The 19370-nt window shown below is 62.2% G+C and carries 19 protein-coding genes; 8 read left to right on the top strand and 11 right to left on the bottom strand.

Features of this window, described 5'->3' with window-relative positions:
• Nucleotides 1–4: 4 nt before the first annotated feature.
• From H3H51_RS14950 to H3H51_RS14925, 6 genes are all read right to left on the bottom strand, one after another.
• A complete protein-coding gene (locus tag H3H51_RS14950) occupies nucleotides 5–430 on the bottom strand; it encodes a GNAT family N-acetyltransferase (RefSeq protein ID WP_183089841.1) in 426 nt (141 codons plus the stop codon).
• On the bottom strand, nucleotides 423–1589 hold the full coding sequence (locus tag H3H51_RS14945; protein WP_183089840.1) for a ribosomal protein uL16 3-hydroxylase: 1167 nt from the start codon (nucleotides 1587–1589) through the stop codon (nucleotides 423–425). The genes H3H51_RS14950 and H3H51_RS14945 overlap by 8 nt, the downstream gene beginning before the upstream one ends.
• 60 nt (nucleotides 1590–1649) lie before the next feature.
• On the bottom strand, nucleotides 1650–3020 hold the full coding sequence (purB, locus tag H3H51_RS14940) for an adenylosuccinate lyase (protein ID WP_183089839.1): 1371 nt from the start codon (nucleotides 3018–3020) through the stop codon (nucleotides 1650–1652).
• 137 nt (nucleotides 3021–3157) lie between these two features.
• Nucleotides 3158–3778 (bottom strand): high frequency lysogenization protein HflD, encoded by a 621-nt coding sequence (hflD, locus tag H3H51_RS14935; protein ID WP_183089838.1) that lies wholly within the window; start codon nucleotides 3776–3778, stop codon nucleotides 3158–3160.
• On the bottom strand, nucleotides 3775–4905 hold the full coding sequence (mnmA, locus tag H3H51_RS14930; RefSeq protein WP_183089837.1) for a tRNA 2-thiouridine(34) synthase MnmA: 1131 nt from the start codon (nucleotides 4903–4905) through the stop codon (nucleotides 3775–3777). Before mnmA ends, hflD begins: the two co-directional genes overlap by 4 nt.
• Nucleotides 4906–4970: 65 nt before the next feature.
• On the bottom strand, nucleotides 4971–5417 hold the full coding sequence (locus H3H51_RS14925) for an NUDIX hydrolase (RefSeq protein WP_183089836.1): 447 nt from the start codon (nucleotides 5415–5417) through the stop codon (nucleotides 4971–4973).
• Between the two features lie 324 nt (nucleotides 5418–5741).
• Between H3H51_RS14925 and icd the strand changes: the two genes are divergently transcribed.
• Nucleotides 5742–6998, top strand: coding sequence for an NADP-dependent isocitrate dehydrogenase (icd, locus tag H3H51_RS14920; protein WP_183089835.1), 1257 nt, complete (start codon nucleotides 5742–5744; stop codon nucleotides 6996–6998).
• A gap of 61 nt (nucleotides 6999–7059) precedes the next feature.
• Here the strand turns inward: icd and cspD are convergent, their stop codons facing one another.
• Nucleotides 7060–7323, bottom strand: a complete 264-nt coding sequence (cspD, locus tag H3H51_RS14915; RefSeq protein WP_183089834.1) for a cold shock domain-containing protein CspD — start codon at nucleotides 7321–7323, stop codon at nucleotides 7060–7062.
• Nucleotides 7324–7553: 230 nt separating this feature from the next.
• Here cspD and clpS point away from each other — a divergent pair, with 230 nt between their 5' ends.
• The gene (gene clpS / locus H3H51_RS14910; RefSeq protein ID WP_183089895.1) at nucleotides 7554–7916 is read left to right on the top strand and encodes an ATP-dependent Clp protease adapter ClpS; all 363 of its coding nucleotides are present in this window, start codon (nucleotides 7554–7556) and stop codon (nucleotides 7914–7916) included.
• A gap of 30 nt (nucleotides 7917–7946) precedes the next feature.
• Nucleotides 7947–10217, top strand: coding sequence for an ATP-dependent Clp protease ATP-binding subunit ClpA (clpA, locus tag H3H51_RS14905; protein WP_183089833.1), 2271 nt, complete (start codon nucleotides 7947–7949; stop codon nucleotides 10215–10217).
• A gap of 60 nt (nucleotides 10218–10277) precedes the next feature.
• Here clpA and infA read toward each other — a convergent pair whose 3' ends face one another.
• The 4 genes from infA to trxB all read right to left on the bottom strand — a co-directional run bounded on the left by infA (nucleotide 10278) and on the right by trxB (nucleotide 13028).
• Nucleotides 10278–10496 carry a translation initiation factor IF-1 gene (gene infA, locus H3H51_RS14900; protein ID WP_002553999.1) on the bottom strand — a complete coding sequence of 73 codons (219 nt, stop codon included), beginning with the start codon at nucleotides 10494–10496 and terminating at the stop codon, nucleotides 10278–10280.
• A gap of 99 nt (nucleotides 10497–10595) precedes the next feature.
• Nucleotides 10596–11303, bottom strand: a complete 708-nt coding sequence (locus tag H3H51_RS14895) for an arginyltransferase (protein WP_183089832.1) — start codon at nucleotides 11301–11303, stop codon at nucleotides 10596–10598.
• Between the two features lie 54 nt (nucleotides 11304–11357).
• The gene (aat, locus tag H3H51_RS14890) at nucleotides 11358–12038 is read right to left on the bottom strand and encodes a leucyl/phenylalanyl-tRNA--protein transferase (RefSeq protein WP_183089831.1); all 681 of its coding nucleotides are present in this window, start codon (nucleotides 12036–12038) and stop codon (nucleotides 11358–11360) included.
• Between the two features lie 42 nt (nucleotides 12039–12080).
• Entirely contained in the window at nucleotides 12081–13028 is a 948-nt protein-coding gene (gene trxB, locus H3H51_RS14885; RefSeq protein ID WP_183089830.1) for a thioredoxin-disulfide reductase, read from the bottom strand.
• 199 nt (nucleotides 13029–13227) lie between these two features.
• Here trxB and ftsK point away from each other — a divergent pair, with 199 nt between their 5' ends.
• The 5 genes from ftsK to serS are packed head-to-tail and all read left to right on the top strand — an operon-like array spanning nucleotide 13228 to nucleotide 19332.
• Nucleotides 13228–15654: a DNA translocase FtsK gene (ftsK, locus tag H3H51_RS14880; protein WP_183089829.1), complete on the top strand. Its 2427-nt coding sequence runs from the start codon at nucleotides 13228–13230 to the stop codon at nucleotides 15652–15654.
• Between the two features lie 30 nt (nucleotides 15655–15684).
• Nucleotides 15685–16317 (top strand): outer membrane lipoprotein chaperone LolA, encoded by a 633-nt coding sequence (gene lolA, locus H3H51_RS14875; protein ID WP_183089828.1) that lies wholly within the window; start codon nucleotides 15685–15687, stop codon nucleotides 16315–16317.
• Between the two features lie 19 nt (nucleotides 16318–16336).
• The gene (locus H3H51_RS14870) at nucleotides 16337–17662 is read left to right on the top strand and encodes a replication-associated recombination protein A (protein ID WP_183089827.1); all 1326 of its coding nucleotides are present in this window, start codon (nucleotides 16337–16339) and stop codon (nucleotides 17660–17662) included.
• Nucleotides 17659–18033: a fluoride efflux transporter CrcB gene (crcB, locus tag H3H51_RS14865; protein WP_183089826.1), complete on the top strand. Its 375-nt coding sequence runs from the start codon at nucleotides 17659–17661 to the stop codon at nucleotides 18031–18033. Before H3H51_RS14870 ends, crcB begins: the two co-directional genes overlap by 4 nt.
• Before the next feature lie 18 nt (nucleotides 18034–18051).
• Nucleotides 18052–19332 (top strand): serine--tRNA ligase, encoded by a 1281-nt coding sequence (gene serS / locus H3H51_RS14860; RefSeq protein ID WP_183089825.1) that lies wholly within the window; start codon nucleotides 18052–18054, stop codon nucleotides 19330–19332.
• Nucleotides 19333–19370: the final 38 nt, after the last annotated feature.

Genomic DNA, 19370 nt, shown 5'->3' with positions numbered 1-19370 from the left:
TCCTCTAGTCGCTATGGCGGACCATCAGCACGTGGGGAATGCCGGCTTCCAGGTATTCGCCGCCTTCGATGTGAAAGCCGAGGCGCTCATAGAAGGCGCTGGCGTGGACCTGGGCGCTGAGCTTCTGCACGGGCTGCCCGCGTTGTTCGGCGGCGGTGATGGCGGCCTGCATCAGGGCGTCGCCAACCTTGAGGCCGCGCCAGTCCTTGAGCACAGAAACGCGGCCGATCTGGCCGTCGGCCAACAGGCGTGCGGTGCCGATCGGGTAGTCACCTTCGAGGGCGAGGAAGTGCACGGCCTCGATGTCTTCGTCATCCCATTCGAGTTCGGCGGGCACCGCTTGTTCCGCGATGAACACCGCTTCGCGGATGCGCCGCAGGTCGGCATTGTCCTTCTGCCAGTGGGCCAGGCGGACGTGAATCTCACTCATCAGCAAACTCCAGACTGCCTTGCTTGACCAGTTCGCAGAGGAGCTTACGCCCGTCTTCGTCGGCAAGCCATTGGTCGAGATTGTCGCTATGCAGGGCGTCGGCGGCGCAGATCAGCTTCAGCAGTTCCTTCAGGTGCGCAGGCAGCAGGCGGCTCTGCCCGCTGGCGAACAGCACCAGGCCGAGGTCGATCTCGCTCCAGGCCAGGCGCGAGCTGGGGTTGCGCACCAGTACGGCGCCATCGCCCAGGGCGGCGAGGAATTCATCGTCGCTGACGTCGTTGCCGGCTACCAGTTCCGGGTAGCGCGGCTCGGTCATGAATTGGCCGAACCAGGTCAGCAGCAGGCGCTCGTCACCCATGTGTTCGGCCAGCAAGGCTTTGAGGCGATCGAGGGCGTCGAGCTGGATCTGGTGCGGGTCGCTGGTCGGTGCGGTACCGGCGTCGCTGTAGCGTTCTTCGTCCGGGAGGAACTGGGCGAGGAAGTCGGTGAAGTGGGTCAGCACTTCGGCGGCGCTGGGGGCGCGGAAGCCCACCGAATAGGTCATGCAGTCGTCCTCGGCGGTGCCGAAGTGGGCCAGGCGCGGTGGCAGGTAGAGCATGTCGCCGGGCTCGAGCACCCATTCGTCGGTCTGCTCGAAGTCGGCGAGGATGCGCAGGTCGGCGTGTTCCAGCAGGGCGCTGTCGCCGTCGCACATCTGGCCGATCTTCCAGCGGCGCTGGCCGTGGGCCTGGAGCAGGAACACGTCGTAGTTGTCGTAGTGCGGGCCCACGCCGCCGCCGGGCGCGGCGAAGCTGACCATGACGTCATCGATGCGCCAGCTGGGCAGGAAGTTGAAGTGCTTGAGCAGTTCGGCGACATCGGGAACGAATTGGTCGACAGCCTGTACCAGCAGGGTCCAGTCACGCTCCGGCAATTGGCCGAAGGCGTCTTCGGCGAAGGGGCCGCGACGCAGCTCCCACGGGCGCTCGCCGTGCTCGATGACCAGGCGCGACTCGACTTCTTCTTCCAGTGCCAGGCCAGCCAGCTCGTCCGGGCTGATCGGGCTCTCGAAATCGGGGATGGCCTGGCGGATCAGCAGGGGTTTCTTCTGCCAGTAGTCGCGCAGGAATTCACGGGCTGTAAGACCGCCGAGTAGTTGAAGAGGTACGTCAGTAGTCATGTTCAAGCCTTTGAAATAAAAACGCCCGGCACAGCCGGGCGTGCAAGTAAGGTGCGCCTGTTAGACGCGCTTGGCCTGGGCTACGGCGTTGCCGATGTAGTTGGCCGGAGTCAGTTGCTTGAGTTCTTCCTTGGCGGCGGCTGGCATGTCCAGGCCATCGATGAAGGTCAGCAGGGCTTCCGGGCTGATGCCTTTGCCGCGAGTCAGCTCCTTGAGCTTCTCGTAGGGATTCTCGATGGCATAGCGGCGCATCACGGTCTGGATCGGCTCGGCGAGCACTTCCCAGCAGGCGTCCAGGTCGGCGGCGATGCGGGCTTCGTTCAGCTCCAGCTTGCCGATGCCCTTGAGGCTGGCTTCGTAGGCGATAACGCTGTGGGCGAAGCCGACACCGAGGTTGCGCAGCACGGTGGAGTCGGTCAGGTCGCGCTGCCAGCGGGAGATCGGCAGCTTGCTGGCCAGGTGCTGGAACAAGGCGTTGGCGATACCCAGGTTGCCTTCGGAGTTCTCGAAGTCGATCGGGTTGACCTTGTGCGGCATGGTCGAGGAGCCGATTTCGCCGGCCACGGTCTTCTGCTTGAAGTAGCCGAGGGAGATGTAGCCCCAGACGTCGCGGTCGAAGTCGATGAGGATGGTGTTGAAGCGGGCGATGGCGTCGAACAGCTCGGCGATGTAGTCGTGCGGTTCGATCTGTGTGGTGTAGGGGTTGAACTGCAGGCCCAGGTCACCTTCGATGAATTCGCGCGCGTTGGCTTCCCAGTCGATATCCGGGTAGGCCGACAGGTGGGCGTTGTAGTTGCCCACGGCGCCGTTGATCTTGCCCAGCAGTGGTACGGCCGCGACCTGAGCGATCTGACGCTCCAGGCGGTAAACCACGTTGGCCAGTTCTTTGCCCAGGGTGGTCGGCGAGGCTGGCTGGCCGTGGGTGCGCGAGAGCATCGGCACGGCGGCGAATTGTACGGCCAGGGTGCGGATGGCTTCGGCGATCTGGCGCATCAGCGGCAGCAGTACGCTGTCACGGCCTTCGCGCAGCATCAGGGCGTGGGACAGGTTGTTGATGTCCTCGCTGGTGCAGGCGAAGTGGATGAACTCGTTGACCTTGGCCAGCTCGGGCAGGCGCTTGGCTTGTTCCTTGAGCAGGTATTCCACGGCTTTGACGTCGTGGTTGGTGGTGCGCTCGAACTCTTTGACGCGCTCGGCGTGCTCGATGGCGAAGTTCTCGGCCAGCTCGTTGAGGATGGCTTGGGCTTCGGCAGAGAAGGGCGCCACTTCCGGGATGCCGGTGTGGGCGGCCAGGCGCTGCAGCCAGCGGACTTCGACCAGGACGCGGCAACGGATCAGGCCGTATTCGCTGAAGATTGGGCGCAGTGCGCTGGTTTTGCCGGCGTAGCGGCCATCGACGGGGGAAACCGCGGTGAGCGAGGAGAGCTGCATGGAGGCGTTCTCGGGCTATCGGTCAACGAAAAGGGCGCACATCATACACGAATTAGCCCCATTCGCCGCCATTCGGCGGCTGGGCGCCGGGCGGCGCTATCGAGTTCGTGTGCTTGTGGCGACGAGTGGTGCGGCGTTTACGGGCGCAGCAGCGGGTATAGCTCTTTGAGCAACTTGCCGCGACTGAACACCAGTTGCCAGCGATGCCCGCCGAGCTGGCGCCACAGGCGCGCCGAGCGGATGCCGGTTAGTAGCAGGGCGCGTACCTTGGCGGCGACGGCGGGTTGCTGCAGGAAGCGCATGTCGCCTTGCACCTGAATGCGCTGGCGGAAGGTGCTGATGGTGTCCTGGTACAGGCCGCCGCAGGCCGCCACGACGTTGTCGTGGGTCAGGCCGAAATGGCCGACTTGCAGCTGGATTTGATCCAGGCGAGTGCCGACCACTTGCAGCATGTCCTCGCGCTTGGCCAGTTGTCGCTCCAGGCCAAGCAGGGCCAGGGCGTAGCGCAGAGGATCGCGCTGCAGGCTGGCCGGGTTGCGCTCGAGGGCGCTGGCCAGGGCCTTGTAGCCCTCGCGCAAGTTGAGGTCGTCGCCGCCGTATACGTCCAGAGTATTTTTCGGGTCGCGCACCAGCAGGCTGCCAAGCAGGCAGCCGACATCGGCTTCGCTGGCCTGGCCGGTACGGGCGAGCTTATCCACCAGGGCTGCGGCCTGGAAGACCGCTGCCAGGGCAATCAACTGATCCTGAGTGCTGCTCATGCCAGGCCGGCTCCTTCGAACCAGGGTTCGGCGCTTTCGATCACGCCACCACCGAGGCAGATTTCACCGTCGTAGAACACCACGGACTGGCCCGGGGTGACGGCGCGCTGCGGCTCGGCGAAGACGGCGCAATAGCCGCTGGCGGTCTTTTCCAGGGTGCAGGCCTGGTCGCCCTGGCGATAACGTACTTTGGCGCTGAGCTGGCGCGGGCTGCTCAGGTCCAGTGGGTTGACCCAGTAGATATCCGAGGCGAGCAGGGCGCGGCTGAACAGCCAGGGGTGCTCGTTGCCCTGGCCGACCAGCAGTACATTGCGCGTCAGGTCCTTGGCCAGCACGTACCAGGGCTCGTCGCCGGCATCCTTGAGGCCGCCGATGCCCAGTCCCTGGCGCTGGCCGATGGTGTGGTACATCAGGCCGTGATGACGGCCGATCACTTCACCTTCGGTCGTCTCGATATTGCCTGGTTGGGCGGGCAGGTATTGCTTGAGGAAGTCGCTGAAACGGCGCTCGCCGATGAAGCAGATACCGGTCGAGTCTTTCTTCTTGGCGGTGGCTAGGCCGTGTTTCTCGGCAATGGCGCGAACCTCCGGTTTCTCCAGCTCGCCGACCGGGAACAGGGTGCGGCCGATCTGCTCGCCGCCGACGGCGTGCAGGAAGTAGCTTTGATCCTTGTTCGGGTCGAGACCCTTGAGCAGTTCGCTACGCCCATCGATATCGCGACGGCGCACGTAGTGGCCGGTGGCAATCAGGTCGGCGCCCAGGCTCAGGGCGTAGTCGAGGAAGGCTTTGAACTTGATCTCGCGGTTGCACAGGATGTCCGGGTTCGGCGTGCGCCCGGCCTTGTATTCGGCGAGGAAGTGCTCGAACACGTTGTCCCAGTATTCCGCCGCGAAGTTGGCGGTGTGCAGCTTGATGCCGATGCGGTCGCACACGGCCTGGGCGTCGGCCAGGTCGGTCATCGCGGTGCAGTACTCGGTACCGTCATCCTCCTCCCAGTTCTTCATGAACAGGCCTTCCACCTGGTAGCCCTGCTCGAGTAGCAGAACAGCGGAAACGGAGGAGTCCACGCCGCCGGACATGCCGACGATGACGCGCCCTTTGGGCGAAATAACTGAGGTTTCAGACATAGGAATCAAGGCGGGTGACTGCAATAAAGGCGCGATTCTATCAGGCGTCGGGTACTGGCGGCGAATCAGGCCCGGTCGCGGATCAGGCTCAGAGGGAAGCGCTCGCCGGCCAGGTAGTCATCGATGCAGCGCAGCACCAGTTCGCTGCGCCAGCGCTCCGGCTGGGCGGCCAGTTCTTCGCGGGTCAGCCAGCGTGGACCGATAATGCCATCGTCCAGGGGGCTGTCCGGCAGGTGTTGCAGCGGTTTGGCGGCGAAACAAACGCGCTGGTAAGTCACCCCGTTGCTGGGGGCTGTATAGAGGTAGATGCCGGTGACGGCGGTCAGCTCGACCTGCCAACCGGTTTCTTCGAGGGTTTCGCGCAGGGCAGCGTCGATCAGACTTTCGTCGGCTTCCAAGTGCCCGGCAGGCTGATTAAATACCGCCTGGCCGCCTGCCAGCTCTTCGACCAGCAAAAAACGCCCCTGGTCTTCGATCACGGTGGCGACGGTAACGTGTGGGGTAAAGCGCATACAGGTCTCCGCAAAATTGCCGTCGGATGGTAGCGAGAGATGTCGTCTGCGACCAGTTCGGCGCATTCTGAGTCCGAGCTGCTAGGATAAAAGTCGGCCAGTTAATCGGTTCCTGTAGTGCTGCTTGTAGTTTGACTACAAGATGCGCTGCAAGGCAGCATTGATGCCGTTTTCGCCGCCGCATTGCGGTAAGGAAATGTCGAAAAGTGCGTGACTTCCTGTAGAAAAACTACAAGAATGCACCGCCTTTCCGAGACCTAAAGTTCCTTCCGTTACGCCATCCGCGTGACGGACTGTCAGACCACGAAAACAACGGAGTCCAGCATGGGATACCAGAAGATCCAGGTGCCTGCTAACGGTGACAAAATTACCGTTAACGCCGACATGACCTTGAACGTGCCGAACAACCCGATCATTCCCTTCATCGAAGGTGACGGCATCGGTATCGATATCAGCCCGGTGATGATCAAAGTCGTCGATGCGGCTGTAGAGAAAGCCTACGGCGGCAAGCGCAAAATTTCGTGGATGGAAGTCTACGCCGGCGAAAAAGCCACCCAGGTCTACGACCAGGACACCTGGCTGCCGAAAGAAACCCTGGAAGCCGTACGTGACTACGTTGTTTCCATCAAAGGCCCGCTGACCACTCCAGTTGGTGGCGGTATCCGCTCGCTGAACGTGGCCCTGCGCCAAGAGCTGGACCTGTATGTCTGCCTGCGCCCGGTGCGCTGGTTCGAAGGCGTGCCGAGCCCAGTGAAGCGCCCTGGCGACGTCGACATGACCATCTTCCGCGAAAACTCGGAAGACATTTATGCCGGCATCGAGTGGAAGGCCGGTTCGCCTGAGGCGACCAAGGTCATCAAGTTCCTGAAAGAAGAAATGGGCGTCACCAAGATCCGTTTCGATCAGGACTGCGGTATCGGCGTGAAGCCGGTTTCCAAAGAAGGCACCAAGCGTCTGGTACGCAAGGCTCTGCAGTACACCGTCGACAACGACCGTGAATCGCTGACCATCGTGCACAAAGGCAACATCATGAAGTTCACCGAAGGTGCCTTCAAAGATTGGGGCTACGAAGTTGCGCGTGACGAGTTCGGCGCCGAGCTGCTGGATGGCGGTCCGTGGATGCAGTTCAAGAACCCGAAAACCGGCAAGAACATCGTGGTCAAAGACGCCATCGCCGACGCCATGCTGCAGCAGATCCTGCTGCGTCCGGCCGAGTACGACGTGATCGCCACCCTGAACCTGAACGGTGACTACCTCTCCGACGCCCTGGCGGCCGAAGTGGGCGGTATCGGTATTGCGCCGGGTGCCAACCTGTCCGACACCATCGCCATGTTCGAAGCGACCCATGGCACCGCGCCGAAGTACGCTGGTCAGGACAAGGTCAACCCGGGTTCGGTCATCCTCTCGGCTGAGATGATGCTGCGCCACATGGGCTGGCTCGAGGCTGCTGACCTGATCATCAAGGGCACCAATGGCGCGATTTCGGCCAAGACCGTGACCTATGACTTCGAACGTCTGATGGACGGCGCCACGCTGCTGTCTTGCTCGCAGTTCGGTGATGCCACCATCGCTCACATGTAAGCGACGTGTGGTAACAAAAAAGGCCGGTCATATGACCGGCCTTTTTTATTTGAGCTCTATTTTAGGCTTCTACCGGAGTGCTTTGTGGCGAGCTGGTGGTCGCCGGAGATTCACTGGTTGCCAGAGCGGCGCTGATATTCACAGCGTGCAGGCCCTTGGGGCCTTGCAGAATATCGAAGCTGACGGCTTGGCCGGCCTTGAGAGTCTTATAGCCGTCCATCTGGATGGCCGAGTAATGGGCGAACAGGTCCTCATCTCGGCCGTCAGCGACGATGAACCCGTAGCCCTTGGCGTTGTTGAACCACTTGACCTTACCGCTAAGCATGCTGACATCCCTCTGCAAAGGACTCCATCACTGGAGTATCATCCACTTCAGCTCCACGCATGACTTCCGCCGGGTCTGGCGCAGGCACGGAACCCCGATACCCGAGTGGGGTATTCACTGTTTGTAACACCGTTTTGCCGTTAGTCAAGGTGGTACGGCGGATGGCTGAGAAGCCTGTCAAACTCCGTCTAGCATCAACATCCGCCAATCACGACACATCTCAATCCAGCATGCATGCACGCAGTCAGATTCGACTAACATTCAATCAGGATCGCCCCGTTACGCGGGAGGACGATGCCTCCGACCTGGCTGTTCAAGAAGCCAAGCCGTTGTTGCAGGCGCCGCCTATGTACAAGGTGTTGATGTACAACGATGACTACACGCCGATGGATTTCGTCGTCGAGGTGTTGGAGTTGTTCTTCAACCACAATCGCGAGCTGGCGACCAAGATCATGTTGACCGTTCATACCGAGGGTAAGGCGATTTGCGGGGTGTTCACCCGTGACATCGCAGAAACCAAGGCCATGCAGGTCAACCAGTACGCCAAGGAAAGCCAGCATCCGCTACTCTGTGAGATAGAGAAGGACGGTTGATACCGGCCCGCTTGGGTAAGAGGTGAAGCTATGTTGAATCGAGAGCTGGAAGTCACCCTCAATCTTGCCTTCAAGGAGGCACGCGCCAAGCGCCATGAGTTCATGACGGTCGAGCACCTGCTCCTTGCCTTGCTGGATAACGAGGCTGCAGCCACCGTTTTGCGCGCTTGTGGCGCTAATCTGGACAAGCTCCGGCATGATTTGCAGGAGTTCATCGACTCCACCACGCCACTGATCCCGCAGCACGACGAAGACCGTGAAACCCAGCCAACCCTGGGTTTTCAGCGTGTTTTGCAGCGCGCGGTATTCCATGTGCAGAGCTCCGGCAAGCGAGAAGTCACTGGCGCCAACGTGCTGGTGGCGATCTTCAGTGAGCAGGAAAGCCAGGCCGTGTTCCTGCTCAAGCAGCAGAGCGTGGCGCGTATCGACGTGGTCAATTACATCGCCCACGGCATCTCCAAGGTGCCTGGGCATGCCGACCATTCCGAGAACGAGCAGGAGATGCAGGACGAGGAGAGTGGCGAGGCGGCTGCCACTGGTAATCCACTGGATGCCTACGCCAGCAACCTGAATGAATTGTCGCGCCAGGGTCGGATCGATCCGCTGGTCGGGCGTGAGAGTGAGGTCGAGCGGGTGGCGCAGATTCTCGCTCGCCGCCGCAAGAACAACCCATTGCTGGTTGGCGAGGCCGGGGTGGGCAAGACCGCCATCGCCGAAGGTCTGGCCAAGCGCATTGTCGATGGCCAGGTGCCGGACCTGCTGGCGGACAGCGTGGTCTATTCCCTAGACCTCGGTGCATTGCTGGCAGGTACCAAATACCGCGGTGATTTCGAGAAGCGCTTCAAGGCGTTGCTTAATGAGCTGCGCAAACGCCCGCACGCCATTCTGTTCATCGACGAAATCCACACCATCATCGGTGCCGGCGCGGCATCGGGTGGGGTGATGGATGCGTCGAATCTGCTCAAGCCGTTGCTGTCTTCCGGTGAGATCCGTTGCATCGGCTCCACGACCTTCCAGGAGTTTCGTGGCATTTTCGAGAAGGATCGTGCCTTGGCGCGGCGCTTCCAGAAGGTCGATGTCAGCGAGCCGTCGGTCGAGGATACCGTGGGCATCCTGCGGGGGCTCAAGGCGCGCTTCGAGCAGCATCACCATATCGAATACAGCGATGAGGCCCTGCGTGCAGCTGCCGAGCTGGCAGCGCGCTATATCAATGATCGGCACATGCCGGACAAGGCCATCGACGTAATCGACGAGGCGGGCGCCTATCAGCGTCTGCAGCCGGAAGAGAAGCGTGCCAAGCGCATCGAAGTGGCTCAGGTTGAAGACATCGTCGCCAAGATCGCGCGGATTCCGCCAAAGCACGTCAGCAGTTCCGACAAGGAGTTGCTGCGCAACCTCGAGCGTGATCTCAAGTTGACGGTCTTTGGTCAGGATGCGGCGATCGATTCGCTATCGACGGCGATCAAGCTGTCGCGTGCGGGGCTCAAGGCGCCGGACAAGCCGGTGGGTTCGTTCCTGTTTGCCGGCCCGACCGGTGTGGGCAAGACCGAAGCCGCTCGTCAGTTGGCCAAGGCGATGGGTATCGAGCTGGTGCGCTTCGACATGTCCGAGTACATGGAGCGACACACAGTTTCGCGCCTGATCGGGGCGCCGCCAGGCTATGTCGGTTTCGATCAGGGTGGTCTGCTGACCGAGGCCATCACCAAGCAGCCGCATTGCGTGCTGCTGCTCGATGAGATCGAGAAGGCCCATCCGGAAGTCTTCAACCTGCTATTGCAGGTGATGGATCACGGCACCCTGACCGATAACAACGGGCGCAAGGCGGACTTCCGCAACGTGATCCTGATCATGACCACCAACGCAGGGGCGGAAACCGCCGCGCGGGCGTCGATTGGCTTCACCCATCAGGACCATTCGTCCGATGCCATGGAAGTCATCAAGAAAAGCTTCACGCCGGAGTTCCGCAATCGCCTGGATACCATCATCCAGTTCGGTCGCTTGAGTCACGAAGTGATCAAAAGCATCGTCGACAAGTTCCTCACGGAGCTGCAGGCGCAGCTTGAGGACAAGCGTGTCCAACTGGAGGTCAGTGATGCGGCGCGTGGCTGGCTGGCCGAGTCGGGCTATGACGTGTCGATGGGTGCGCGGCCAATGGCGCGGCTGATTCAGGACAAGATCAAGCGGCCGCTGGCCGAAGAAATCTTGTTTGGCGAGTTGGCCGAGCACGGCGGTGTGGTGCATATCGACCTGGTGGCGGGTGAGCTGAGCTTTGAGTTCGAGACCACTGCAGAGCCTGCCTGACTAAGTTTGCAGGCAAGCAAAAACGCCCGGCATTGCCGGGCGTTTTCATTTCGACTGAGCTTAGCGGGCGCGGTAGGTGATGCGGCCTTTGCTCAGGTCGTAGGGCGTCAGCTCTACGCGGACCTTGTCGCCAGTCAGGATGCGGATGTAGTTCTTACGCATCTTTCCGGAGATGTGCGCGGTAACGACGTGCCCATTTTCCAACTCCACACGGAACATGGTGTTGGGCAGGGTGTCGACGACAGTGCCTTCCATTTCGAAGCTGTCTTCTTTCGACATGCAGTAAAGCCCTCGGTGTCCAATGAATGGCCCGGCGCAACTGGCCCCAGGCAAAAGCGGCGTGCATTGTGCCCGAAATTGCCAGGTTGCGCCAAGGGTTCAGGTGAGGGCGGTCCACCGTTGATTGACGAACAGCTCAATGGGACGGTATTGGGTCTTGTAACTCATCTTGCGGCAGTTCTTGATCCAATAGCCGAGATAGACCGCTTGCAGGCCTAATCGAGCGGCTTCGCCGATCTGCCAGAGAATGGCAAAACGGCCCAGGCTGCGCTTTTCCTCGTCGGGGTCGTAGAAGGTGTAAACCGCCGAAAGGCCGTTGGGTAAGAGGTCGGTTACCGCCACGGCGACCAGTCGACCGTCCAGACGGAACTCGTAGAACCGGGCGAAAGGCAGGTCGCGGACCAGAAAGGTGCTGAACTGATCACGCGTCGGCGGGTACATGTCGCCATCGGCGTGGCGCTGCTCGATGTAGCGCACGTACAGGTCGTAATACTCTTCGTTGAAGGCCGGGCGTACGGCGCTCACTTGGATGGCGGCATTGCGTTTGAGGATGCGCTTTTGCTGGCGATCAGGAATGAACTGGTCGGCGGGGATGCGTGCCGGTACGCAGGCGGTGCAGCGCTGGCAGTGCGGGCGGTAAAGGTGATCGCCGCTGCGGCGAAAGCCCATTTCCGATAGTTCGGCATAGACCTGCACATCCATGGGCTGGCTGGGGTCGAGGAACAGCGTGGTGGCCTGTTCCTCGGGCAGATAGCTGCAGGGATGTGGCTGGGTGGCGTAGAACTTGAGGCGAGCCAGCTCGGTCATGGTCAACCCTCGGGAAAACCTTTGAACAAGTGTAAGCCAGTGTTCGGAACTCGCCTAGGCAAGCCAGTCGGCTGTGTTGGGTTGGTCGAGGTGGCGCTGCAGGTAGTCGGCGAACGCGGTGCGGGTTATGGGGCGGGCGCCGAAGCTGTGCAGGTGCTGGGTGGGCATCTGGCAATCGATCAGTACGAAGCCCCACTCGCACAGTTTGCCTACCAGTGTGGCGAAACCGACCTTAGACGCGTTGTCGGTGCGGCTGAACATGGATTCGCCAAAGAACAGCTGCCCCATGGCCAGGCCGTACAGGCCGCCAACCAGTTGTTCGTTTTGCCAGACCTCTACCGAGTGGGCGATGCCCTGCTCATGCAGTTGCAGGTAGGCGCTTTGCATCGGCTCGGTGATCCAGGTGCCGTCGGCATAGTCGCGTGGGCCGGCGCAGCCTTGGATGACGCCGGCAAAGTCGCGATCGAAGCTGACCTCGAAATGGCCCCGGCGGATCAGCTTGGCCAGGCTGCGGGAGACATGCAGTTCCTGCGGGGGCAGGACGGTGCGCGGATCGGGTGACCACCAAAGCAGTGGCTGGCCTTCCGAATACCAAGGGAAGCAGCCGTGACGATAGGCGGCGACCAGGCGCGCGGCGCTGAGGTCGCCGCCTGCGGCCAGGAGTCCATTGGGTTCGCGCAGCGCCTTGTCCAGCGAAGGAAAGGTCAGTGAGTCGCGTTGCAGCCAGGTCAGCATGCGGGGGAGGGGAGGCGGGTGCGGGCACCCGCCACTCGACAATCAGATGTCGAGGTATTTTTCGGCATCGAGTGCGGCCATGCAGCCGGCCCCGGCCGAAGTAATTGCTTGGCGGTAGACGTGGTCCGCCACATCACCGGCGGCGAAGACGCCTTCGATGCTGGTGGCAGTGGCGTTGCCTTCACCGCCGCCCTGGACGATCAGGTAGCCGTCGCGCATTTCCAGCTGACCGTTGAACAGGTCGGTGTTGGGCTTGTGGCCAATGGCGATGAATACGCCAGCCAGTGGCAATTCCTTGCTGCTGCCGTCCGCGGTATTGGTCAGGCGTACGCCGGTGACGCCGGTGTTGTCGCCCAGCACTTCGTCCAGGGTGTGGTTCCAATGCAGGCGCACGTTGCCGTTGGCAGCTTTCTCGAACAGTTTGTCCTGCAGGATCTTCTCCGAGCGCAGCTTGTCGCGGCGGTGGATCAGGTGGACTTCCTTGGCGATGTTGGACAGGTACAGCGCTTCTTCGACGGCCGTGTTGCCGCCACCGATCACGCACACCACCTGATTGCGGTAGAAGAAGCCGTCGCAGGTGGCGCAGGCGGATACGCCCTTGCCGGCAAACGCCTCTTCGGAAGGCAGGCCCAGGTACTGGGCGCTGGCGCCGGTGGCGATGATCAGGGCGTCACAGGTGTAGATGGCGTTGTCGCCCTTGAGGGTGAACGGCTTCTGCTGCAACTCGGCGGTATGGATGTGGTCGTAAACGATCTCGGTATCGAAGCGCTCGGCGTGCTTTTGCATGCGCTCCATCAGTGCCGGGCCGGTCAGGCCTTCGACATCACCGGGCCAGTTGTCGACTTCGGTGGTAATGGTCAGCTGGCCGCCGGGCTGCATGCCGGTGATCACCAGGGGCTTGAGGTTGGCGCGGGCGGCATAGACGGCAGCGGTGTAGCCGGCTGGGCCGGAGCCCAGAATGATCAGGCGTGAATGCTTGACTTCGCTCATAAAAAGACCCCATAAGCCTTTGTCACAAAAGAGAATGCATGCTCCAATTGAGCCGCACGGAAGATATAGCCAAGTATGCTACACCGAAGCGCGATGGGCCGGCAAAACGCGCCGCCAGCGTCGGGCCTGCATGGCAACGGACCTGTAAATCCGTACAATGGTCCGGCTTTCCGAATCCATCGATGGTTGGTCGCGCTCTGTGCGCAGGAATAACAGCGTTTTGAAGAACTCCACCTCTACCGCTCAGGTGCCGCTCTGGCGTCAGCAATTGCACTACCGACTCAAGGAAGGTGCACTGATCGCCCTGGCCGCCCTCTGTCTCTATCTGTGGATGGCTCTGCTGACCTACGACCCGGTCGATCCGGGCTGGACGCATACCAGCAATGTCGAGCAGGTGCAGAACGCCGCCGGGCGCGCGGGCGCCTGGTTTGCCGACGTGCTGTTCATGATCCTCGGCTATTTCGCCTACCTGTTTCCGCTGCTGCTGGGCATCAAAACCTGGCAGGTGTTCCGTCATCGCCACCAGCCCTGGCAGTGGAGCGGCTGGCTGTTTTCCTGGCGGCTGATCGGTCTGGTATTCCTGGTGCTGGCCGGTTCCGGCCTGGCCTATATTCATTTTCACTCCGCTACCGGCATGCCGGCTTCGGCGGGCGGTGCGCTGGGCGAAAGCCTGGGGCAACTGGCCGTCAATGCCCTGAACGTGCAGGGCAGCACGCTGCTGTTCCTGGCCCTGTTCCTGTTCGGCATGACGGTGTTTGCCGATCTGTCCTGGTTCAAGGTGATGGACGTCACCGGCAAGATCACCCTCGACCTGATCGAGTTGATCAACAGCCTGATTACTCGTTGGTGGGAGTCGCGCCTGCAGCGCAAGCAACTGGTTGCACAACTGCGCGAAGTGGATGAGCGGGTCAGCGAAGTGGCGGCTCCGGTGGTACATGACCGCCGCGAGCAGGCGAAGGTCAAGGAGCGCCTGATCGCCCGCGAGGAAGCGCTGACCAAGCACATGAGCGAGCGCGAAAGCCGCCCGGCGCCGGTCATCACGCCGCCACCGCCGCCCAAAGCCGCCGAGCCGAGCAAGCGCGTGCTGAAAGAGAAGCAGGTGACCCTGTTCGAAGACAGCGCCGTGGCCGGTACCCTGCCGCCGATTTCGATTCTCGACCCTGCTGAGAAGAAGCAGAAGCAGTACTCCCCTGAATCCCTGGAGGCCATGTCGCGCCTGCTGGAGATCAAGCTCAAGGAGTTCGGCGTCGAGGTTATGGTCGAGTCCGTACACCCGGGCCCGGTGATTACCCGTTTCGAGATCCAGCTGGCCGCGGGGATCAAGGTCAGCCGCATTTCCGGCCTGGCCAAGGACCTGGCGCGCTCGATGGCGATCATCAGTGTGCGCGTGGTCGAGGTGATTCCGGGTAAGACCACCGTGGGCATCGAGATTCCCAACGAAGACCGGCAGATCGTGCGCTTCTCCGAAGTGCTGTCGTCGCCCGAGTACGACGACGCCAAGTCGCCGGTCACCCTGGCCCTGGGTCACGACATCGGCGGTAAGCCGGTGATCACCGACCTGGCCAAGATGCCGCACCTGCTGGTGGCCGGTACCACCGGCTCCGGTAAGTCGGTGGGGGTCAACGCGATGATCCTGTCGATCCTGTTCAAGTCCGGCCCGGAAGACGCCCGGATGATCATGATCGACCCGAAAATGCTCGAACTGTCGATCTACGAGGGTATTCCGCATCTGCTGTGCCCGGTAGTCACTGACATGAAGGAGGCCGCCAACGCCCTGCGCTGGTCGGTGGCCGAGATGGAGCGCCGCTACAAGCTGATGGCCGCCATGGGCGTGCGTAACCTGGCTGGCTTCAACCGCAAGGTGAAGGACGCCGAGGAAGCCGGCACGCCGCTGACCGATCCGCTGTACAAGCGCCAGTCGATGGAAGATGAGGCGCCGCTGCTGAAGACCCTGCCGACCATCGTCGTAGTGGTCGATGAATTCGCCGACATGATGATGATCGTCGGCAAGAAGGTCGAAGAACTGATCGCGCGTATCGCGCAGAAGGCCCGTGCCGCCGGTATCCACCTGATTCTGGCGACCCAGCGCCCGTCGGTCGACGTGATCACTGGTCTGATCAAGGCCAACATCCCGACCCGTATGGCCTTCCAGGTTTCCAGCAAGATCGACTCGCGCACCATCCTTGACCAGGGCGGCGCCGAACAGCTGCTGGGCCACGGCGACATGCTCTACCTGCCGCCAGGCACCGGCCTGCCGATTCGCGTGCATGGCGCCTTCGTCTCCGACGAAGAAGTGCACCGCGTGGTCGAAGCCTGGAAGCAGCGCGGCTCGCCAGACTACATCGAAGACATCCTGGCCGGCGTCGAAGAGGCCGGTAGCGGTTTCGATGGCGGCAGCAGCGGTGAAGGTGGTGAGGGCAGCGAGGCTGACCCGCTGTACGACGAGGCCGTCAACTTCGTGCTCGAAAGCCGCCGCGCCTCCATCTCCGCCGTGCAGCGCAAGCTGAAAATTGGCTACAACCGTGCCGCACGCATGATCGAAGCCATGGAAATGGCCGGCGTGGTCACGTCGATGAACACCAACGGCTCGCGCGAAGTGATCGCGCCGTCGCCCGTCCGGGACTGATCTGCAGTCCGTAGTATGAAGAGGATTTCCATGCGACTGATCCGCATGCTGCTGTTGGCCACGCTGGCCTGCACAGCCGTTACTGCCCAGGCCAACGATGATGTCGCGGTCAAGCGCCTGAGCGCGCTGCTCGACCAGGCCCAGACCCTCAGCGGGCGTTTCTCCCAGTTGACCCTGGACGGTACCGGCACTCAGCTGCAGGAAACCTCCGGCCAGCTGGCGCTCAAGCGTCCGGGGCTGTTTCGCTGGCATACCGATGCGCCGCAGGAGCAACTGTTGGTGTCCAACGGCCAGAAGGTTTGGCTGTATGACCCGGACCTGATGCAGGTGACCATCCAGAGCCTCGACCAGCGCATGACCCACACCCCGGCGCTGCTGCTGTCCGGCGATGCGTCGAAGATCAGCGAGAACTTCGAGATCAGCTTCAAGGAAGCCGGCGAAGTGGTCGACTTCATGCTCAAGCCCAAGGCCAAGGACACCCTGTTCGACAACCTGCGCCTGTCTTTTCGCAAGGGCGTGATCAACGACATGCAGCTGATCGACGCGGTCGGCCAGCGCACCAACATCCTGTTCCTCAGCGTCAAGATGAACGAGAAACTGGATGCCGGCCTGTTCGACTTCGAGGTGCCCAAGGGTGCCGACGTGATTTCGGAAACCAACTAAGAGTCTGCCGCCGCCTGCCATGGATCTGTTCCGCTCTGCCCCTGTCGCTCAGCCCCTGGCCGCCCGTTTGCGCGCGACCAGCCTGGACGAGTACGTCGGTCAGGAGCATGTGCTGGGCCACGGCAAGCCGCTGCGCGAAGCGCTGGAGCAGGGCGCGCTGCACTCGATGATCTTCTGGGGCCCGCCGGGCGTGGGCAAGACCACCCTGGCCAAGCTGCTGGCGCAGGTCTCCGAGGCGCACTTCGAGACGATTTCCGCGGTGCTCTCCGGGGTCAAGGAAATCCGCCAGTCGGTGGAAGTGGCCAAGCAGCAGGCCGCGCAGTATGGCCGCCGTACCATCCTCTTCGTCGATGAGGTGCACCGCTTCAACAAGAGCCAGCAGGATGCCTTTCTGCCCTATGTGGAAGACGGCACGCTGATCTTCATCGGCGCTACCACCGAGAACCCGTCTTTCGAGCTGAACAACGCGCTGCTGTCGCGCGCTCGCGTCTATGTGCTGAAAAGTCTCGACGAGGCAGCCATGCGCAAGCTGGTGCAGCGCGCGCTGACGGAAGAAAAGGGCCTGGGTAAACAGCAGCTGAGCCTGCCGGACGAGAGCTTCCAGATCCTCCTGGCCGCCGCCGATGGTGACGGCCGGCGTCTGCTCAACCTGCTTGAGAACGCCGCCGACCTGGCCGAGGACGGCAGCGAGATCGCTCCCGAACTGCTGCAGAACCTGCTGGGTGATAGCCGGCGGCGTTTCGACAAGGGTGGCGAAGCCTTCTACGACCAGATTTCCGCGTTGCACAAGTCGGTGCGCGGCTCCAACCCGGACGGCGCACTGTACTGGTACGCGCGCATGCTCGATGGCGGCTGCGATCCGTTGTACCTGGCGCGCCGCGTGGTGCGCATGGCCAGCGAGGACATTGGCAATGCCGACCCGCGGGCCCTGACCCTGTGCCTCAACGCCTGGGACGTACAGGAGCGTTTGGGCAGCCCGGAAGGCGAGTTGGCCGTGGCGCAGGCCATCGTCTACCTGGCCTGTGCGCCGAAGAGCAACGCCGTGTACATGGGCTTCAAGGCCGCCATGCGCGACGCCGCCGAGCATGGCTCGCTGGAAGTGCCGCTGCACCTGCGCAACGCGCCGACCAAGCTGATGAAGCAGCTCGGCTACGGCGATGAATACCGCTACGCCCACGACGAGCCGGATGCCTATGCCGCTGGCGAAGACTATTTCCCTGAACAGCTCGAGCCGCAGGCCTACTATCAGCCAGTGCCGCGTGGGCTGGAGCTGAAGATTCGCGACAAGCTGGCCCATCTGGCCGCACTGGATGCCGCCAGCCCGCGCAAAAGGAGAGAGCCATGATCGGTGTGGTGATTGCTGTCGCCCTGGGTGGTGCAACTGGCACGCTGTTGCGTTTCGCCACCGGCAACTGGGTGAGCGCACACTGGCCGCAGCATTTCTATGGCGCTACCCTGGCGGTCAACATTGTTGGCTGTCTGCTGATTGGCTATCTCTACGGGCTGTTCCTGTTGCGCCCGGAGGTGCCGCTGGAAGTGCGCGCGGGCCTGATGGTGGGCTTCCTCGGTGGCCTGACCACGTTTTCATCTTTTTCCCTCGATACGCTGCGCCTGCTGGAAAACGGCCAGGCGCCCATGGCCATCGGCTATGCGGCGGTCAGCGTAGTGGGTGGTCTGCTCGCAACCTGGGCCGGCCTGACATTAACCAAGCTCTGATCTGAACGAGAACATCTCATGCTCGACTCCAAACTGGTTCGTACCCAACTGCAGGACATTGCGGACCGCCTGGCTACCCGCGGCTTCCAGCTGGACGTGGCGCGCTTCGAGGCTCTTGAGGCTCAGCGCAAGAGCGTGCAGACCCGCACCGAACAGCTGCAGGCCGAGCGCAACACCCGTTCCAAGTCGATCGGCCAGGCCAAACAGCGTGGCGAGGACATCGCGCCGCTGCTGGCGGAAGTCGACAAGATGGGCAGCGACCTGGAAGAGGGCAAGCGCGAGCTGGACGCCATCCAGGTCGAGCTGGACAACCTGCTGCTGAACATCCCCAACCTGCCCGACGCGTCGGTGCCAGTCGGTGCAGATGAAGACGCTAACGTCGAGGTGGCTCGCTGGGGCACGCCGCGCAGCTTCGATTTCACCGTCCAGGATCACGTCGCCCTGGGTGAGCAGCATGGCTGGCTGGATTTCGAGACCGCCGCCAAGCTGTCCGGCGCCCGTTTCGCCCTGCTGCGCGGGCCTATTGCCCGCCTGCACCGCGCCCTGGCGCAGTTCATGGTCAACCTGCACACCGAGCAGCACGGCTACGAGGAGGCGTACACGCCTTATCTGGTCCAGGCCTCGGCCCTACAGGGCACCGGCCAGTTGCCCAAGTTCGAGGAAGACCTGTTCAAGGTGCCGCGTGAGGGCCAGGCTGACCTGTACCTGATCCCGACCGCCGAAGTGTCGCTGACCAACATCGTCGCTGGCGAGATCGTCGACGCCAAGCAGCTACCGCTGAAGTTCGTCGCCCACACCCCGAGCTTCCGCAGCGAAGCCGGTGCATCGGGTCGCGACACCCGCGGCATGATCCGCCAGCACCAGTTCGACAAGGTCGAGATGGTGCAGATCGTCGAGCCGAGCAAGTCCTTCGAGGCGCTGGAGGCCATGACCGGCAACGCCGAGCGCGTCCTGCAGCTGCTTGAGCTGCCCTACCGCAAGCTGGCGCTGTGCACTGGCGACATGGGTTTCAGCGCAGTGAAAACCTACGACCTGGAAGTCTGGGTGCCGAGCCAGGACAAGTACCGCGAGATTTCCTCCTGCTCCAACTGTGGCGACTTCCAGGCCCGCCGCATGCAGGCCCGTTACCGCAACCCGGAAACCGGCAAGCCGGAGCTGGTGCATACCCTCAATGGCTCCGGCCTGGCGGTAGGCCGCACCCTGGTGGCGGTGGTGGAGAACTATCAGGAGGCTGATGGCAGCATTCGCGTGCCGGAAGTGCTCAAGCCCTACATGGGCGGCCTGGAAGTCATCGGCTGATTCGGACGTTAGCTACAAATTACGGGGTGGCCAGAGCC

It is taken from the genome of Aquipseudomonas ullengensis (assembly GCF_014174475.1).
GTDB lineage: Bacteria > Pseudomonadota > Gammaproteobacteria > Pseudomonadales > Pseudomonadaceae > Aquipseudomonas > Aquipseudomonas ullengensis.
This window is presented reverse-complemented; position numbering and strand designations above follow the sequence as displayed.